Annotated in this window: 13 protein-coding genes, 2 tRNA genes and 1 pseudogene; 10 read left to right on the top strand and 6 right to left on the bottom strand. The window is 50.7% G+C overall.

Annotated elements, in window-relative coordinates:
* Window positions 1-37: 37 nt before the first annotated feature.
* Window positions 38-364, bottom strand: a complete 327-nt coding sequence (locus ACF6ZU_RS05340) for an Arc family DNA-binding protein (protein WP_003178899.1) — start codon at window positions 362-364, stop codon at window positions 38-40.
* A gap of 110 nt (window positions 365-474) precedes the next feature.
* Between ACF6ZU_RS05340 and ACF6ZU_RS05335 the strand changes: the two genes are divergently transcribed.
* Window positions 475-630 carry a hypothetical protein gene (locus ACF6ZU_RS05335; protein WP_392890844.1) on the top strand — a complete coding sequence of 52 codons (156 nt, stop codon included), beginning with the start codon at window positions 475-477 and terminating at the stop codon, window positions 628-630.
* 123 nt (window positions 631-753) lie between these two features.
* Window positions 754-1,326, top strand: coding sequence for a phosphonate metabolism protein/1,5-bisphosphokinase (PRPP-forming) PhnN (gene phnN, locus ACF6ZU_RS05330; RefSeq protein WP_392893706.1), 573 nt, complete (start codon window positions 754-756; stop codon window positions 1,324-1,326).
* On the opposite strand, the gene ACF6ZU_RS05325 is transcribed toward phnN, so the two are convergent.
* Together ACF6ZU_RS05325 and ACF6ZU_RS05320 are read right to left on the bottom strand one after the other, a co-directional pair.
* Window positions 1,301-1,480, bottom strand: a complete 180-nt coding sequence (locus ACF6ZU_RS05325) for a PA3371 family protein (protein ID WP_392890843.1) — start codon at window positions 1,478-1,480, stop codon at window positions 1,301-1,303. The genes phnN and ACF6ZU_RS05325 overlap by 26 nt on opposite strands.
* Window positions 1,481-1,502: 22 nt before the next feature.
* Window positions 1,503-1,736 carry a hypothetical protein gene (locus ACF6ZU_RS05320; protein ID WP_392890842.1) on the bottom strand — a complete coding sequence of 78 codons (234 nt, stop codon included), beginning with the start codon at window positions 1,734-1,736 and terminating at the stop codon, window positions 1,503-1,505.
* Window positions 1,737-2,028: 292 nt separating this feature from the next.
* Between ACF6ZU_RS05320 and ACF6ZU_RS05315 the strand changes: the two genes are divergently transcribed.
* From ACF6ZU_RS05315 to ACF6ZU_RS05305, 3 genes are all read left to right on the top strand, one after another.
* Window positions 2,029-2,105, top strand: a tRNA-Arg gene (locus tag ACF6ZU_RS05315).
* Between the two features lie 659 nt (window positions 2,106-2,764).
* A complete protein-coding gene (locus ACF6ZU_RS05310) occupies window positions 2,765-5,488 on the top strand; it encodes an N-6 DNA methylase (RefSeq protein WP_392890841.1) in 2,724 nt (907 codons plus the stop codon).
* 295 nt (window positions 5,489-5,783) lie between these two features.
* Entirely contained in the window at window positions 5,784-6,836 is a 1,053-nt protein-coding gene (locus ACF6ZU_RS05305) for a hypothetical protein (RefSeq protein WP_392890840.1), read from the top strand.
* Window positions 6,837-7,302: 466 nt separating this feature from the next.
* Here ACF6ZU_RS05305 and ACF6ZU_RS05300 read toward each other — a convergent pair whose 3' ends face one another.
* The gene (locus tag ACF6ZU_RS05300; RefSeq protein WP_392890839.1) at window positions 7,303-8,565 is read right to left on the bottom strand and encodes an ATP-binding protein; all 1,263 of its coding nucleotides are present in this window, start codon (window positions 8,563-8,565) and stop codon (window positions 7,303-7,305) included.
* 408 nt (window positions 8,566-8,973) lie between these two features.
* Between ACF6ZU_RS05300 and ACF6ZU_RS05295 the strand changes: the two genes are divergently transcribed.
* The 3 genes from ACF6ZU_RS05295 to ACF6ZU_RS05285 all read left to right on the top strand — a co-directional run bounded on the left by ACF6ZU_RS05295 (window position 8,974) and on the right by ACF6ZU_RS05285 (window position 11,792).
* Window positions 8,974-9,621 carry a recombinase family protein gene (locus ACF6ZU_RS05295; protein ID WP_392890838.1) on the top strand — a complete coding sequence of 216 codons (648 nt, stop codon included), beginning with the start codon at window positions 8,974-8,976 and terminating at the stop codon, window positions 9,619-9,621.
* 594 nt (window positions 9,622-10,215) lie between these two features.
* Window positions 10,216-10,758 (top strand): hypothetical protein, encoded by a 543-nt coding sequence (locus ACF6ZU_RS05290; RefSeq protein WP_392890837.1) that lies wholly within the window; start codon window positions 10,216-10,218, stop codon window positions 10,756-10,758.
* Window positions 10,759-10,877: 119 nt separating this feature from the next.
* Complete coding sequence (locus tag ACF6ZU_RS05285; protein WP_392890836.1) at window positions 10,878-11,792, top strand: SMEK domain-containing protein; 915 nt, start codon at window positions 10,878-10,880, stop codon at window positions 11,790-11,792.
* A gap of 105 nt (window positions 11,793-11,897) precedes the next feature.
* On the opposite strand, the pseudogene ACF6ZU_RS05280 reads toward ACF6ZU_RS05285, so the two are convergent.
* A pseudogene (locus ACF6ZU_RS05280) lies at window positions 11,898-13,111 on the bottom strand (tyrosine-type recombinase/integrase).
* A 97-nt stretch (window positions 13,112-13,208) separates the two neighbouring features.
* Here ACF6ZU_RS05280 and ACF6ZU_RS05275 point away from each other — a divergent pair.
* Window positions 13,209-13,280: transfer RNA gene (locus ACF6ZU_RS05275), tRNA-Ser, on the top strand.
* A gap of 149 nt (window positions 13,281-13,429) precedes the next feature.
* On the top strand, window positions 13,430-13,969 hold the full coding sequence (locus tag ACF6ZU_RS05270) for a hypothetical protein (RefSeq protein ID WP_392890835.1): 540 nt from the start codon (window positions 13,430-13,432) through the stop codon (window positions 13,967-13,969).
* An 8-nt stretch (window positions 13,970-13,977) separates the two neighbouring features.
* On the opposite strand, the gene ACF6ZU_RS05265 is transcribed toward ACF6ZU_RS05270, so the two are convergent.
* Window positions 13,978-18,114 carry a CheR family methyltransferase gene (locus ACF6ZU_RS05265; RefSeq protein ID WP_392890834.1) on the bottom strand — a complete coding sequence of 1,379 codons (4,137 nt, stop codon included), beginning with the start codon at window positions 18,112-18,114 and terminating at the stop codon, window positions 13,978-13,980.
* Window positions 18,115-18,341 lie beyond the last annotated feature (227 nt).

Below are 18,341 nucleotides of genomic sequence, written 5' to 3'. Positions count from 1 at the left end.
AAGCCAGCGATAATGCTGGCTCGAGCTTTCGGATGAATCAGGATGCGTCTGCGGCCATTTCGGCGTCGTGGGCGATCAGCGAAACCAGGGCGTTTTGCTGACGATGGGACAGCTGGCGGAAGCGTTGCAGCAGTTCACGTTCGTGCAGTGACAGCTCCGGGCTGTCGAGACGCATGCTCAACTCTTCGCCCAGTGCGCCTTCCTGAATAAGACTCTGCTCAAGGCGCGCAATGATCTCGGAGTTCATGCTGCGATGATGATTGCGAGCCACCTCGGCAATGCGTTCACGCATTCCGTCTGGCAGACGTACGACGAACTTGTCAGCCGTACGGCTGGAATAAATTGCCTGTTTCAATGGGCGCATATATTTAACCGGTTAGTTCAGGGGAGCGGTTCTCGGGATTGGCCGCGCGATGTCAGATAGGACAAGGACTCTGGCCAAATGTTCAACCTGAATTGATAGAGGCTCGCATCATGCCTCAAATTAGCCAGTTCATTGGCGTCAATTCTGTGACAAATATTGAACTGGATGACGGCGTTATGCCAGCACCAATTATCAGAAATGCGGACTGGTCTGAAAAATCTGCCGTGGTCCGCATTGCTGGCCGCGTCATGCTGCCCGACAAGTGATGTCCGAGGACTCCTGAAGGTGCATCATGCTCTGCGGGTTTATCACGATTCCTTACCTTGTACAGGATAGTGGCAAATGGCCGATTTACTAGTGGCAACTACGACATGGGGGCTTATTTCAGGATGGATGGCAGGCTGATTTACTTGATGGGGCCCTCCGGGTCCGGCAAGGACAGTCTCATCGAGGCGGCTCGCAAGCCATTGCAGGCGCAACGCTGTGAAGTGGTGCGCCGGGTCATTACCCGGTCAGCCGAATCCGTGGGAGAGGACGCCATCGGGGTGACCCGGGAGGAATTCGCGCGCCGCAAGGCAGAAGGCGACTTCGCGCTGTGCTGGAAAGCCAACGGTCTGGATTATGGAATTCCGGTTTCGATCGATCAATGGCTCAAGGAGGGATACGACGTTCTGGTCAACGGCTCTCGCGGCCACCTGGCCCAGGCGCTGGATCGCTATCCAACGCTGCTGCCGATTCTGTTGACGGTCGAAGAAGACGTGCTGCGCGAGCGTTTGCTGCGACGCGGTCGGGAAAGCCTTGCAGAGATAGAGGCGAGATTACGCAGAAATCAGTTATTCCTGGTGGATGACTCTGTCGGTGAGACCAGGATTCACCGTCTCGACAACTCGGGCGACCTCGCCATTACGGTCGCCCATTTGTTGAGTCTGCTGCGAGTCAGCGCAACACCGGGTCAAACTTGAATTTTCGACCGGCAATCAACGCCAGCACGAAAAAGGCGCTGAACACACCGCATGCAATCAATGGCAGGGTGACCATCTCGTCCTCGACCAGCGACAAGTGAAGAATGCCGCTCAGTAGGGCAAGGACGAAAAATCCTGCAGCTGATTTGGACATGCTGTGCTCCTGAAGGAATTGTTCAAAATACCAGGCGTTCCGAAGACGGAGTCGGCAGCGGAATGTTGTCCTGGCTGACTTCCTGGCCGGCAAAGCCGTGTCGATCGCTCAACACTGCCAGTTGCGGCGCTCTTTGTACCTGGAGGTAATGCGGCATGCGCTGGGCGACCGGCTCCGCGCCGCTCTCGGGGGCAAAATGAAAACCCAGCAGGACCGCCAGAGCGATTGCGTTCGAGAGTAAAAGGGCACTGTTCATGAGGCTGGCCTCCGTTGTTCTTTGAGAACAGCTGAAGCAGCCGACGTGCCAAGAGTCTAACGCCTATTAAATCCTTTAAAAACAGTAAATTAGGATAATCACAAGAAACCCCTTCATTGCAATTTGCAATGATGGCTTTTTGCGGTGATGCAATTTGCACGGTGAACAAATCCCGCGCTGCCCAGGGGCGCCTGCCTACACTTAAAAAGCCCAAGGACGACATGACAAACGCAGGCCTGCCCGTTAACATGCTCGCCGTCCATCGCACCGCGATTTTTCGCCCGCGACTTGTGTCTCAGTAGCTCAATTGGATAGAGCATCCCCCTCCTAAGGGGAAGGTTGGCAGTTCGAACCTGCCCTGGGACACCATATTTTTCAAGGCTTACAGCAGTTCTCGCGCAAAAAGCAAAAAGCTCATGGGTGCATGGCGGGTGCAAGCGATAATTTCAAATCAATAAATTTCACTATGGTCAGCCCCAGTCGGCAGGAGTCGTGGTTCGAATCTCGCGTGGTGCACCCAACAAACTCAAGGCTTTTCGTCTAGTAAGAGCTGGTCACCAGCTTCCTGTGACAGCAGGGTGGCAGCATTCATTAAAAAGCCCGGCGAGGATTTCTCGCCGGGCTTTTTAATGAATGCTGCAATCTGACCTACTGGATAACTTTTGAAACCGCTTCCGCACACGTACGGAGCGAAACCAACCGCTCAGCCCCCACTCCCTGGCCACGCCTGATATTTCATCCAGTACTGACCTATTCCTGGCAACCACCGTTGATTTCACCATACCAGCTGCAACGGCCATTCTCCCTATACGTCAGTGCCCGTGATCGGTGGGGAATCAAGCCTGATGATGGTGATAGGCAGAAGAGCGCCAAGGTGCAAAAGCGCGGATTGTTCTGGGTATTGGAGCCCTAAGGGCCCTATTTGTGCACAAGAGTCCATCAAAGCAATACTTACACCAAAAAAGGTTTGTACAGCTGCTAAGGCCTAAATATAATTTGAGAGTACGCCACCCTAAAAGGCAGCAAAATTGAATTTCCGGCAATCTACAACATTTTACGCCTCACAAGCTGAGGCTGAAGCGGACTCATTAATTCAAGAAGCAATAAATCGTGGGTTTATAGAGATAAAGAATAATCGTGTTACCTACTTGCTGGGTAACAAACGATCAGAAAGCTTCTCTGATCCAGAAGAGTGGATTCGTGCTCATATGGTGGCTTTTCTAGTACTAGAAAAAGACTACCCACCAAATCGTATAAAAACCGAAGTAACCGTACCTCGACGAACTCCGAGCGACCTAGCAGATATTGTCGTTTACTCTGATGACACCTGTAGAGCTCCCTACTTAGTAGTTGAAACTAAACGTGCCCGTCTCAGCCAGACAGAACGCAGGGACGGAATTGAACAGCTATTTGGGAACGCTAACTCCCTTAGAGCGCCGTGGGGCATGTTTGACAGTGGTGACGAGTCTATTTTATTTGACGTCGCAAGTTTTGACTCGATGGAAAGGAGTGTTAACCAACTCGGCCCAAGGGAACGTTTAGTATCTCAATATGGCGTTCAACCCCAATATGCTCATGTAGTTGGCGCTCCTGGTGACATCGCACCTGAGCGAAAAGCCGTAATTGAAGCGAAGATTCGGTTTGCCCATTCCCGTATTTGGTCTGGGGGAAAGCGGGATCCGCTCCGTGCGTTCGATGAGTGGAGCAAACTTCTTTTTGCTAAGGTCCAAGACGAGCGATGGACCCAAGTCGGAGCGATACGTAAGTTTCAAGTCGGCACCGGCGAAACAAGCGCTGCCGTGGCAAATAGAGTCCATGGGTTATTCGAAGCAGCAAAGGAACAAGACGCTGCGATTTTTGATGATAGCGATAGAATTATGCTACCAGATAAAAAGATAGCCGAAGTCGTGCGTGCTTTGCAGGCCATTTCTTTTGTGGACACAGATGTTGACAACATTGGTGCTGCATTCGAAAACTTTTTTGGATCTGTTTTCAGAGGGGAGCTCGGACAGTACTTCACAATGCGGCAGATCGCCCGTTTCACCGTTGCGATGCTAGATATCAAGCAGGGTGACTACGTACTGGATCCAACGGCAGGTAGTGGCGGATTTCTGTTAGAAGTTTTACTGCAAGTTTGGCACTCTATTGACCGTAACTACCCAGCAGCTCGTCGCGAACGCCTTCGAAACGACTTTGCCTTAAGTCATGTTTACGGAATAGAAATACACGATGTATTAGCAAGAATCTGTAAAATCAACCTGCTACTTCATCATGACGGGCATACAAACATTGAAGGAGACAAGAGCTGTCTAGATGCTGTGTATTCTCGGCCAAGATTGAATCCGCCACGAGGAAGATTCACTCACATTGTTGGGAATCCGCCATTTGGTGATGAGGTTAAAGAAGGGGATGAGGATCTTCTTGGCGAGAACCATCTGGAAGCATTCGTGCTAGCGACGGGCCGCGATAGAGTCCAATCTGAGCAAGTAATTTTAGAGCGTTGCATCGATTTACTCGAACCTAATGGACGACTTGGGCTGGTTTTACCTGATGGCATGTTCAACAATGCTGGCGAAATCTCGAACTGTCCGGCAGTCCGAAGGCTCCTGGCGCAAACGGGTAAAATCGAAGCAATCGTATCCTTGCCGGATTACGCATTCCGGAGATCTGGCGCTCAAAATAAGACCTCCATCCTATTTTTCAGAAAGTTCTCCGCACAAGAATTGTCTCGCTTTACAAGAGAGTTCAGTGCGGCTGAGTCGTCCGGCCTTTCAGTAGATGCATCTATTCACGCAGGGCTTCTAAAATTAAATTACAAGACGTTTCTAGCCGAGGCTAATTATGTAGGCTACAGCACTACAGGTGCCCCTACTGAAAAAAACGATTTGTACAAAGGTGCTGCTGGTGGTCTCTTAGACGAAAATCAGGCGGACACAATTTTAGGTGAATACAGAACATTCTCTGGCGATCAGGAGGCCTACAGAGGAGGCACAAACCCAGATTGCATGGCTATATATGCCGCAGATATGTGGAATGCACATTCAAGCCATCGGCTTGATCCAAAATATCATCTTTTTAAACGTGAGGAGCAGTCTGTTACACCTCCAGGTTGGACCAGGACTTTAATCCGTAATGTTATGTCCCGTCGTGAAGATTTAACTCGACCTGAAGATCTACCAGACGTAATGGTGAAAGTTATGACCATTGCCCAAACTGGTGAAATTCGTGCTAGAGAAGCAGGAAAAGGTAGAAATCCTCCTGAATGGTTGGGTATGTATTTCGCTGACAGCTCTTCCACATGGTATGCGGCTAGGAGGGGAGACGTCGTATTCTCCTCTATCGATCTCTGGAAAGGTTGTATATCAGTTGTTCCACATGATTTCGATGGGGCGCTCGTTACTAAAGAGTTTCCAATTTACCGGGTCGTTGACGAAAGACTTGATTCAGGTTTTCTCTGGTGCTTACTGCGAAGCCGTTACTACCAACGTGCATTCCGGGCTATCACAACAGGGCACAGCAATCGACGTAGAACGCAAAAAGAGGATTTTGAAGCATTAGAGATTCTATTCCCCACTGATATTGAGGTCCAAAGAGAACTCGTAGCGCAGATTTTCGAAGCGCGTAGCGCTCAAGCTAGCGCTGCGACCAGTCTCAAAAGTGCTCTAATGCTATTTAGTGATGCAATAGATGGGAGATTTGGTGAGGAGCTCCCGGATATTGAACCTGATGAAGACACACTGAATGAGGGCTGACTAGTAATTCGCTAGGAGTGGCATACAGCCATGCTGCTCCTAGCACCGCTTACAGAAGGTAATACACTACTAAGCGATCCGATATTGCATGATTTACACCTCGCTCGCCGCATTCGTTCACAAACGCAACCCTGCGTTAATTGATGTTTGTACAGGCATACAGCGCCCGTGGGTTAATATACAGCACACGATGATTGTGAGGCTTCACAACTAGCTTCAGCTGAAGCTAGTACGGATATGGGGACGCCTTGTAATAAAACTGTAAATAATGACTACACAATCAAGAATGGTAGTCATGACTAAGCACTGTATGCACTGCAATATACGTATGGATATCAACTCTAAGCCGAAAACCAATCAGAAGTTCTGCAGTAAACGTTGTAGAAAAAACTATCATCGTAAAGAAAAAGGTCTTAAGACGCGCTTGGAGAAGCGGAGAGCAAACTTAAGACTAAACCCTGAGGTCCGCTATCTGGTCGCTCAATGCAAGCGAGCAAAAACGGTACAAATTCTCCAAGGTCATACTTTAGCGTCGTTTACAGAAACTATGGACCTTCTCAAAGATAGGCCAAAAGGTGATGTAGAACTTTGCCATATCGCCCCGGTAAAAGGTAAAAACCGCATAGGGCTGTTCCATTGTCGAAATCTGTTCTACGGTGGTGCATATCAAAATCGCAAACTGGGAAAGAAATACATAGCTGGCGGCATGTCGATACGCCACGAGGACCTTCTGCCTCAGTGGGAAGTACAGGAGGAGATGAAGTCCGATGAAGTTTTAGTCAAGATTGAAGAGTACCTGGTCGATGTGATCACGCAGTATCTCGAGATCCGACCCGTCCGGATAGATAGAAAAGTATCCGTGGTAAACAAGATCTTGGGTATCGACGCTTCTCTTGATTTTGACACTCTCATCCGGCGCAGCCATAAATTTTTGATCGAGCAATGGGCCAATATAACTCATACCCGCCCGTACATTAAAAACCCTAACAGAGAGTCTAAGTATTTAGCGTACATGGACAGCTTAACTAGGTTTATAGAATATAATAATAAATCTCGGAAAGTTTTGAAGAGCATAAGAAAAACGATGGTCGTCGGTTATATGGCATTGGAGCGTACAAAGCAAAGCAATACCTACAATAAACTTTTCTATGTTAAATACGAGCCTCTCATCAATTTGAAGTATTGCCAAGCGATGCTTAAAAACCCACAGAGCTGGCCTGTATTTAAGGATATCATATATGAAACCGCATTTAACGTGCTTCATGGGGGCGAAATAGATTCAAAAAAATTTCGGAGGCAGATATTTTCTTATTTGAGGTTTCCTGATAGGGCGTGCGCGATTTGTTGAATATCTGCAAAAGTTATTAGCGAGCGTAAATTTTGATAGCGAAGTCGTGCACTAGCGTGAATGGAGATTAATGCTATTGCAACGATTTCTATTGGAAGTTCGCCATTCAAGAAGATTCAATTAATCTGCGCATCAGAGCCAAGCGCGCATTCATTATTGTCCGCATTAGTGTAAATCTGATCAGCGGGCGCCTGATTGGGGTCTTTATATTAGTTTGAGGCTATTGATTGGTAATAAGGGGTGCAGTGCTCCGAAAAAAATATAATGCAGGTTGTTTAATTATTGCGAAGCGCGAAAACAATCAGCATTCAGCATGTTGATTGCCAACTACCTGATCTTTCAAACGCCATCATCTGCATTTGCAAGAAACCCACAAGGAAAAGTCTCTATGCTATCAGGTCGGAAAATCCTCTTCATCCGTTAAAATCCAATTGATTCTTTAATGAGAACTTCAGTTATTAGAGCCTTACTGTCTATCCAATACTCTGTCCAAATATGTGATTGCCCAGCGAAACAAATAATTCGTGGCGTCTACGGTAAATGGGTAATAGCGATTGTAAATGCTATAAAGTTCCGCTTTCACAAAGGCTCGGTCAAAATCACCAGTGTCTAGGCTGAAAACGGCTTCCAGTGCTACCTTGCACTCCTGCTCTGTTTCAATCTCGAGTGGGACTCCAGAGCGATAACCTTCAAGAACCATACGTCGCTGAATCCCTAGCGGCGTATTAGATATTGGATATGATTTGCGTTTCCCGTCAAGCAGTTTATCATCTGCAATGCGCTTCAGTATCTTCAATTTCACTTTGAACCTACTTACTATATCATTTACCCTATTTGCACGTTGATCAAGTGGAACATTGGCGCTGTTCAGAAAGAAATAAATAGGATAGTACTCTGATGTCATTCTCATTATAGCGGAGACATAGTCTAACCCGGGTGCGTGTAGTGTTTCTGTAAGAAATGAAAGATATACATCCTCTTCGTGAATATTACGTGCTCGTTCTACGACCCTAGCAGCGTCAATAACGTCTCCTATCACCCGCACTGCGGGAGCGCCGGAATCACTTTCGGAAAACCTATCCAAGATCTTTATTTTGTCCAAGATGGATTCGTCGATCAGGAAAGTATTATTATTAGAAGATTTTAATTCACCTGAAGCTACGTTCAGTAAGCCAATGTTTTCGACGCCTATTTTCACTGCGTTTGTGATCAGATCAACCCATTTCCTTTGAGCCGCCTCGCGGCCTTCCTGGATCATAATAAAAAGGTCAGAAGATTTTATTTTTGAAGACCTGCCTGAATAGCGGTAGTAGATATCGGAATCAAACGTTTTGGCAGAGTCTTTTATGCAAACAACTGGCTTTACACGGGCCGGTGCTATTTGCAATACCCCAAACGTTACGTCATCGACTTTAACGGTATGGCGGCTGAATTCAATTGACGGCGCGAAATGCTCGTTTAAGAAGGCTGAGATTTCTGCGTCATCTACTCTGTCGAAGTTGTCAATGCCTATCAGAGTGTGCGGTTGATCTGCAACTCCGAATACTATAACCCCTCCATCCCTGTTTGCAAAAGCCGCTGCCGTTCTTCCTATATTCGATTTAAACTCTTTAGTTACCCAATCGAATACTCGTTTAAATTCAACCGTACTTGACTCCCGCCTTTTCAAAACACGATTTTCATCTACCGCAGAAAAAAACATCTCGACCCATTCGTCAGTGATTTCCATTTCAGTCAAACCTCGTTGTTGAGCATACGTTCTTCAATATGGACTAATGCTACTAGCAAGCAGGGAGTATTCTGTCAATACCTATGCTTGTGATGGAAGCTAGGCACTAAGCGCCTGTTGGCAATGCAGCGCTTTCTCTCGAAATTTGGCAATACCTGAACTGCAGGCGGGTCTTGTTTAAAAAGCGGGCACGTAAAATCTGTATCCAAATTCTGGAGTAGAGTTGTGGGGCTTCCCATTGCCGACTTCAGCGCGAAGGAGTGGTGACTACGCACAGCTCTCGTTTGAGTCTACCTATACGAGAAAATCAGCTGAGTAGATTGCTTCTATCATTTAGATGCTTGATTAAGTCTTAATGATAGATTATCGTTGATCTATAGATATGTACTTCTAAACGATAGGTTTATCATGGTATCCGCCCATCTCTACTTGCGAGCATCTACAAAGGATCAAGATGCAAATCGTGCCCGTGAATCCTTGGTAGCTTTCGCGAGCGAGCGCGGCTATCAGGTTGTCGATATCTACACCGAGAATTTCAGCGGCACGAAGCTGCATCGACCGGAGCTACATCGTCTCCTCATCGCTGCGAAGCCTGGACACATTCTCTGCGTTGAGTCGGTAGATCGCCTTTCTAGATTGAGCCAAGAAGATTGGGAAGCTCTCAAACGGGCTATCAGTGCGAAGGGCCTGCGTCTTGTCGTGGTCGATCTACCTACTAGCTGGGAGCTTTTCGAAAAGTCGGTTCATAGTGGTACTGACATAGCTAGTTCGGTGCTTTACGTTGTCAATAACATGCTTATCGATCTAATGGCTACGATGGCCCGGCTAGATCAGGAGAAGCGAGTGGAGCGCGTACGGCAAGGCATCGCTAACAAGAAAGCCGCCGATCCAAGTTGGAAGGCGCCTGGGAAAAGGAGAAATACGGAAAAATGGGCGACTGTTGAGAAACTGCTGAAGGGGCAGTCTGTTACGCATATGACAATTGGAGAGGTTGCTACAGCGGCTGGTGCAGGGGAGGCGACGGTTTACAGAATCAAAAAAGAGCTCGGACTGTAGCTTCCGACCTGAGATTTCTGTAGGACGTTCGCAGTCCCCTTTGGCTAACAAAAAAGCCTCCCGTTAGGACATATCAATTCGCTCAGTGTTTGATCAGTTCCACCCGATATGCACCGAGCCGACGTAGTGACTCCAAATCTGCCAAGAGGACCGTTCCTGACAGGTAAAGCGTACCCAGTACGTTTCCAGCCTGATCGATGATACGTAGGCTCATGTGCTGTTTTCCTTGGCCTGGCGATTGATATACACCTCCATGTCTTAGACTAAAACCAGACGCCGCCGGCCAAGCTTGAAGCTTCTGAGCTCTCCACGGGCTAGGATTTCATAGAACATTGACCTCGCTACACCGATCATTCGTGCGCCGTCTTCTACACCGACGGACAGAGGAGGGACTGCGTGCTGCTGATTCATGGGACTGCTTCCTGAGCTAGAGGCGTCAACCTATCAGCCGATCCAGTGGTGCCACAATATTGTAGCGCCACATTCTGGTTAACACATTTGTGGTGCCATGTTGGTGTGCGCCACGTTTGCCGTTGTGCCACGTCTGCCTTGTGTGTATTCTCCAATCGGCAACACCATCTGTGGGGAGAAATCATGGCCGGTCGAAAAAAATCTGAGACGATTCACCTTAGGGTGAGCCCAATCTCCAAAGCTTTCCTAGAAGGCTTGGCAAATGTCAGCGGAAAGACATCAACTCAGATAATTGAAGAGTTGATTACGGAGGCGGCAGAGAAAACTGCACTCGCTGATGCGCACAGCTGTATTAACATCTCGGCTTTTCCTAATAGTGAGATGAATATAAAGAACGCGGTAACAGCGGCCCAACACCCAAGTGAGCCCATCCTTTCTAAGTTGAGGGCTCACTTTATAGCTTGGGATACGCTTAGTGTCAGAGATAAAACGATTACAACGACTATTCTCACTCATCCTCAGTTTTTTGCTGGCAAAACTAAGATATTTACAAAGGGAGAGAAAATTATTCAGTCTGGTTTTTTTGAGGAGATCCCCGACGTGGACCTGAAGGAGGTATATAAAAGAATGGAGTCACTTGATAGTTTTTCGATATTTAAAGAAAAAAATCCTAGCTGGAAGTCAACTTATGAGATGTTCCTTTCCATGACTGAAGGTGAAGGCTGAGGCGCAGATTGTCCAAATTTTTATTTCGTGCGAATTCGTAGTTTCGTCAAAACTCTCGGCGTTTGAATAGTAAATTGTCGCTGAGGTTCTAATTTCTTAGCTTGGATGCTGGGTGGCAAATGGCTGATTTAACTATTTCTGGGCTTTCAAAAATACTATCTACCGAGATAGCATTGCTCAAACATTTTTTAGAGATGCAAAAATCCTCTGGATTCGGCGAGGCGTCTCGAATTGTAGAGATTTTAGCGAGAGAGCTTTTTACTGCTGCCGGATATGGTAAGTTTAAAGATGCGCACCTCAAAAAAGTAAATCAAGAAGCATTTGATTTGTATGATGATAAGAGCCTGGTTGCGGTACAAGTCACTGCAAATGCTGGCTCTGTTAAGCTCCGTAAAACTATCGCTGCCTTTGAGAAGAAAAACGAGCAAGGTAAGTCGCTATTGGATAGCTATGGGAAGTTGTACGTATGGGGTGTTAACTCTGCGCAGAAGGGTTGGAAAAGCTGCCCGGCATATTGCGAAATATTAGACTCTGATTGCCTAGTTGCCAAGCTAGTGTCTGATGCCGATGTGGACTCTTTGTCGATCGCTATCAATGCGATTAGAAAACATCAGGGCTCCTCTTTGTTATTGATGCCATATTCGGATGTTAATTGCCTAAATGTTGTGCTGGGCGTGATGAATAGGAGTGCGATTAAGCATTCTATGGCGTGTGAAGGCAGCGTTGAGGGCATGAAGCAAGGCTTGTCAGAGGTTCAAGAGATTATCGGTAAGGGCTCTATAAAGGGGCGCTCTGTGACGAAAACTATCTCTGAGTACTCCAATCCTACTATTATTAAATTTCTGCGTCAGGTGCAAGACTGTATTTCTGATATTGATGCAGTCGTGCACTCTGCGACATATAAGGAATTTTGCAACTTGAACTTTGAGCAGAGCAATAAAATAGATGAGCTCAAAAAGCATATAGTAAGTGCTGTTAACAATATTTCTGAAGAGTACTCGTTGGGTTTTTCAATGAAGCTAACTAGAGTGTGATTTGATATATTGCGTTGCAGTGTCAGCGAAACGACGTTTGCACGTATTAGTGCAAGCGTCGCTAGTATCAGCTTTAATTCTCGCAAGCGTGCATCTAAGATTTAGCTAAATCAGATCTATCGCAGCGGCTGTGGCATCTGGTGCGAGGTGTGCATACCGCAAAGTCATCTTAAAGTCTGTATGCCCTAGAAGCTCGCGCACCGCGACTAGAGGGGCGCCCTTCATGACCAGGCGCGATGCAAAATCATGACGCATATCATGCCAGCGGAAGCCTACGATTTTTGCGCGTATCAGCAAGTTTTTCCAAGCACTTTTTACGTCTTCTAGTCGTTCATTATTTTTTGCAGGGAAAACATATCCAACTTCATTTTTTGTTTGGTTTTGCCAGAGCGTCAATGTGTCGAATGTGGTTTTGTTCATTTTGATGTGGCGAGTTTCAAGGGTTTTCGTCTTGTCGCCCACCACTGTTAATATTTTTGTTGTGAAATTTACGTTCTGCCATTCGAGATCGAATAGTTCTCCTCGTCTGAGGCCCGTGTTCAGTGTTATTAAAACCATTGGCTTCAGGTGGTCGGTGAAAGTCTCGGATTGTAAGCTTTTCAGCGGGCTTTTCTTTCGCTCTATCCTCCACGCATTGGCACTATCCCGGTCTTTGCGTGCCTCATCTTGCCGAGCATCCAATGCCGTATGGAGTCGCAGTGTTTCATCGGGGCTGAGATATCGAACTAAGCCTTTGCTATCAACCTTCATTTGCTTCAGCTTGGCTAGTGGAGTTGTTTCTATGTACCCCCATTCAACGGCTCTGCTAAAAACGCCACTAATGCTGCCCATCTTACGATTCACTGTCGATGGCTTGTTGCCCGATTGTAACCAGGCTGTCCGAATTTGCTCTAGATCCCGCCCAGTTACCGAATCGATTCGCTGAGACATAACTGTTTCGAAGAAGTTGTTAAGCGTGTGTTCGGTTTTTTCGTGGCCCTTGTGGTGAGCTTTAAACCATGGCAAATAGGTATCGGTGATGAAGTCGCGAAGAGAAGGGAGTGCCGCACCTTGTCTGCCTTGGGAAACGGCTACAGGTTCCCCGTGCTTGCGGGCTTCTGAAAGATACTGAATAGCCTCCTCACGAGCTTTGTCTAGCGTCAGGATGCCGACCCGTCCCAGTGTTTTTTCCGGCCCCGAGCCCAGGTAACAACGTATGACTTGGCTCCAGCGGCGGTCACTCGCACAAATAGACCATTTATGGCGGTGTCGTGAATCTCATGCTCGCGGCCAGTGACCTGTATGCGAGCCAGCAATTTGGCGGTCAGTTTCTCTTTCACGTAAATTCCATGGGTGCATAGTGGTTGCAGAAAAAATTGTACAGACCTGTTTTGACGGACGCTTTTGGACTGCTAGGCCAATATTTGCTGGGGTTTGGTCGCGGCTACTGGGTTAAAAATCCCCCTCCTAAGGGGAAGGTTGGCAGTTCGAACCTGCCCTGGGACACCATCCATTTCCAGCTCTCTCAGCTGTCAAAAAAGCCCCGTCAGGACCACGTGTCCGGCGGGGCTTTTTTATGGGTGATCACCCGACGATCGACATTGGAAAGACACCCATTGCTGTGCCTTACTCCAATCATCACTCAGGGAGCGAAATCGATGCGACGCAGAGGCGCCCAGTTCTGGTTATGGACCAACACACGACTTCCTCTGCACACCCACGAAGAGGTGCTGAGCAACGGCGTGCAGATCGAGGTGCATGCACGGGTCAACGTTGAAGGCGTGACTCAGGTCTTTATCGGTGTGTATGGCGCTGATGGTTGGGTGATATGCGAAGAGTCCCATAACCGAAACGCCGGTGAGCTTTACTGTGCAGCCTTGAAGTGGGGTACTCAGCGGGCACGGGAAATTGTCGCGGATACCCAGGCGTTTGCTGCACCGCACCGCGTGCAGTTGACGCTGAGCCCGGTGATCACCGATGAGTCGGTTGTCGCGCTACGCCGGATGGAGATGACCGACCGTGAGCGCTTGAAGCTCAAGTCCGAGGATGCCTGGTCGGAATACCTGGCCGCCAAGGAAGCCATGCTCGTGTTGATGCGCTCGACCAAGGTGGATCCCAAGGTCTGGGCCGATCACAAGGAACGGCTCCGGCAGGCGATCGACCGGCGCGCCTGCGTGCAGCGCGCCTATCTGAGTTGAACCGACTTTCAGCGCTGGGTGCGTCGCAGCGTCTCGATCGTGTCGATCAGGTCATCGTAGGACACCGGTTTACCGATGTGCTGGTCAAAGCCCGATTGCCGTGACTTCTGAATGTCGCTGTGGGCGCCGTAGCCGGTCAGGGCGATGGACGGCACATCCTTGACCAGCGGCAATTGGCGCAGGGCACTCATCAGCTCGTGACCGTTCATCACCGGCATGCCGAGATCGGAAATGATCAGATCGAACCGAGTGCTTTTCGCCGCGTCCAGCGCCGCTGTCGGGAGATTGAAGGCAATCACCTGTGCGTCTTCCATCTCCAGCAGCATTTTCAGGGTTTCCAGCACATCGGCGGAATCGTCCACCAAAAGAATCGTCAAGCCGCGCAGTCTTCCTGACGCTTCTTCGGGTTGAATGGCAGGCTGTGATTCATCGTGGGTACTGGCCAGTGGCAGGTAGACAGTGAATGTGCAGCCGCTGCCGATGCCGGCAGAACTGACTTCCACCGAACCGTGCTGCGCTTCGGTCAACTGACGAACCAGTGACAAACCGATCCCCAGCCCTTCGCGGTTGTGAGTGATGTGCTGTTTCTCTGCCTGACCGAACAAATCGAACACGTGGTCGAGATTTTCGGGGGCAATACCGGCACCGTTGTCCTTGATGTCGAGGCGCACCATCTCCCCTGCCTGGCTGGCGATCAATTGCACACGGCCCTTGGGCGGCGTGAACTTCAGTGCGTTGTTCACCAGGTTCCAGATGATTTGCTCAAGGCGTGTCGGGTCGGCCTGGACCATCAGCGCGTCGGACGGCACCAGCAATTCAACGGTGACGTCATGCTGGTCGTTGAGCACGACGGTGTAGACATCGCGCAGCACGCTGACGAGGTCGACGGCGACCGGTTGCAGCTTGAGCTTGCCGGTACGAATCCGCGCCACATCCAGCAGATCGTCGATGATCCGCGCCTGACTGGTGACGGCATCGCAGATGGTGCTGACGGCCTTGGCCGCCGGCGCCAGCGATTTGGTCACCGGCAGGCGTCGCAGCAATTCGGCGTTGAGTTGGATCAGGTTCAGCGGATGCTTGAGTTCGTGGGACATGACCGCAAAGAACTCGTCCTTGAGGTAGTTGGTGTTGCGGGTCTCGGCCAGCTCCTGGGTCTGTTCCTCGTGCTGGCGCTTGTGGCCGGTCAGGTCCCGGGCGATTTTCACGTAGCCCTGAAGGTTGTCGCCGCTGAGCAGGGTCACTTCGCCGCTGCAAAAGAACCGGCTGCCATCCTTGTGCAGGTGCCAGCGCTCATCATCGCTGCGGCCATGGGCGCGCACGGTTTGCAGTTCTGTTTCAGGCGCGCCCGCCGCACGGTCCTCGGGGGAGAAAATGAAGTCGTAATAGGCGCCCTCGGCCTCGGCCTTGCTGTAGCCGAAAATCAGCTCGGCGCCCTTGTTCCAGGTGGTGATCACGCCGTGTTCATCGAGGGTGATGATCGCGTAGTCGCGGGTGCTTTCGGCGACCAAGCGCATGCGTTCTTCGCCCAGGCGCAGTTCTTCTTCGGCAGCCCGTCGCTTGGTGATGTCGATGAACGTCAGCACGGTGCCGTCGATGTGGTCTTCGCTGGAGCGGTAAGGCAACAGGCGAGCGATGTACCAGCGGTTGTCGGTGCTGCTGACTTCGCGCTCGATCATGTTCAGCGATTCGAACACCAGCGCCGCATCACCGGCCAGGTTGTCGTAATGCAGGCGATGGGTGATGTCGAGCAGGGAGCGCCCGGTATCCACCGGCAACATGCTGAAGATGTCGGTGGCGCGCGGAGTGAACCACTTGATGCGCATGCTGCGGTCAACGAACACCGTGGCGATGTCGGTGGAGGCGATCAGGTTGGTCAGGTAGTCGTTGATCTTGTCGGTTTCTTCGACCTTGGTTTTCAGCTCGAAATTGACCGTCAGCAACTCTTCGTTGATCGACTGCAATTCTTCCTTGCTGGTTTCCAGTTCTTCCGTGGCCGAGCGCAGCTCTTCGTTGATCGCCTGCATTTCCTCGTTGGAAGCCTTGAGCTCTTCGCTGGAGACTTCCGACTGCTCGATGGTGTCTTGCAGGTGCAGCTTGGTGCGTTGCAATTCACGCTCGAGGTTGGACAGCACCTGGTTTTCGGTTTGCAGCACGGTGGTCGCCGCCAGCTCGGAAGGATCGACTTCGACCTCTTCGAAAATCACCAGCGTGTACTCGCTGTCCGAGCCTTCCTCCTTGTAGGGATAAGCGACCAGATCGATCAGATAACGCCGCTCATCGCGCTTGATCGATACCTCGCGGGATTTCACCGACTGGTTGCTCTGCTGGACCTGGAACAGGGTGGTGCGCAATTCCAGGCGCAGCTCCGGCAGGATCAGCGTCAGCAGGTTGCGCGACATCTCGCCGCCGACATGCCGCAGGAAACGCCCGGCGCTTTCGCTCATGTGCAGGATGTCGGCGTTGCCGTCGACGATCATGCTCGGCGGCGCGGACTGTTCGAGTGCCCGCTGGTGAATGTCGCCCACCGACATCTTGCGCTGCACGCTGTTTGGCGGCACATGCTGGGAAACGTTGGTGCGTACGTAGCCGCCGCGGGGCATGGTCGGCGTGCGGCGGCTGTTGGCCGTGCCAGTCTTGGCGCGGAAGATGCGGTTGCGTTTGTCCACCGGGGCGAACAGCTCGTGGCACGCGTCGGCACTTTCGGAAGAGCCGAGAAACAGGAAACCGCCCGGGCGCAGGGCGAAATGGAACATTTGCAGGATCTCGCGCTGCACTTCGCGATCCAGGTAAATGAGCAGGTTGCGGCAGACGATCAGGTCGATCTGCGAGAACGGCGGATCGGACAGCAGGCTGTGTTTGGCGAACAGGACTTTTTCGCGAATTTCCTTGCGGATCCGGTAGTGGTCGTCCTCCTTGAGGAAGTAATGCCGCAGGCGCGTTGGCGGCACGTCAGTCACGATCGCTTGCGGGTACAGCCCGGCGCGGCCGACGCTGATCGCGCGTTCGTCGATGTCGGTGGCAAACAGTTGCAACGACGCCTTGCTGGCGTCCAGCTGCAACTGATCACTGACCAGCATGGCCAGGCTGTAGGCTTCTTCGCCGGTGGAGCAGCCGGCGGACCAGACGCGGATTTCTTCTTTTTCCGGCTGCGCCGATACGGCAGCGCTGACCAGTTGCGGCACGACATCGCGCTCCAGCGCTTCGAAGGCTTCGCGATCGCGGAAGAAGTTGGTCACGCCGATCAGCATGTCGCCGAGCAGCGCCTTGGTTTCTTCGGGGTTGTTTTGCAGATAAAGGAAATAGGCTTTCAGGTCGGGCTGGGCCGTGACCTGCATCCGCCGTTCGATCCGGCGCAGCACGGTGGCGCGTTTGTAGTGCTTGAAATCGTGACCGGTGCCGGTGCGCAACTGGATGAGAATGTCGTGCAGCAATTGTTCGGCGATCAGCGCTTCACGTTCGGAAATGGCAGCGATGGTTTGCAATTCGGGGTCGTTGACGTTGGGCAAGCTGATTTCCTGAGAGTTGCGCCATAGTTCCAGCAGTTTTTGTGGCATTTCCACGACCGGCAGCACGAGGTCAACCATGCGCGTGTCGATGGCGGCCCGGGGCATACCGTCAAACTCCGCGTCTTCCGGTGCCTGGGCCAGCGTGATGCCGCCCTGTTCCTTGATCCGCGACAGGCCGACGGCGCCATCGGAGCCGGTGCCCGACAGGACCAGGCAGAAGGCCCGTTCGCGGTGCACGTCCGCCAGGTCGCGGAAAAACAGATCGATCGAGGCGTGACGGGTTTCCCGTGCGTCGCTGGTACTGACTTCAAGAAAACCATCGTTCATCGACAGGCGTTGTGCCGGTGAGATGACATAGACGTGATTTTTCTCGATGGACACCGTTTCGGTGACTTGCAACACCGGCATCTGCGTCGATTCCTGGACGATCTTGTCGGCGATGCTCTGGTGGTCGGGAGAGAGGTGAAGAATGATCACGAACGCCATGCCGTTGTCCTGCGGCATGTTTTCGAAAAACAGTTTGATCGCTTGCAGCCCGCCCGCCGACGCGCCAATGCCCACCACTGGAAAGTCCAGGGTGCTGGGGCGCAGCGCCTTACGCTCATTGGATGTTGCCGAGCGATTGGGTGTGGTGTTCATACTTTCTGCCTTTGCCAACAGGGAGCGTCTTGATCTGAAACGAGGGGGCTGACGCGTTGCAATAAATCAGGATAATCCCGTTTTTCAATAACGCCTTCAAATATTTAAACCACCTTCAGGAGCCCTTGAAATTTGGACTCGTGCCGGATGAATGCATTCCCATTTCTTCAAGAGAATGGCCCTGCTGGCCGATAACCCGGACAGTCATGATCTTCTACTTCAAATTG

Source organism: Pseudomonas migulae, from assembly GCF_043225285.1.
In the GTDB taxonomy this organism is placed as follows: Bacteria; Pseudomonadota; Gammaproteobacteria; order Pseudomonadales; family Pseudomonadaceae; genus Aquipseudomonas; species Aquipseudomonas migulae_C.
This window is presented reverse-complemented; position numbering and strand designations above follow the sequence as displayed.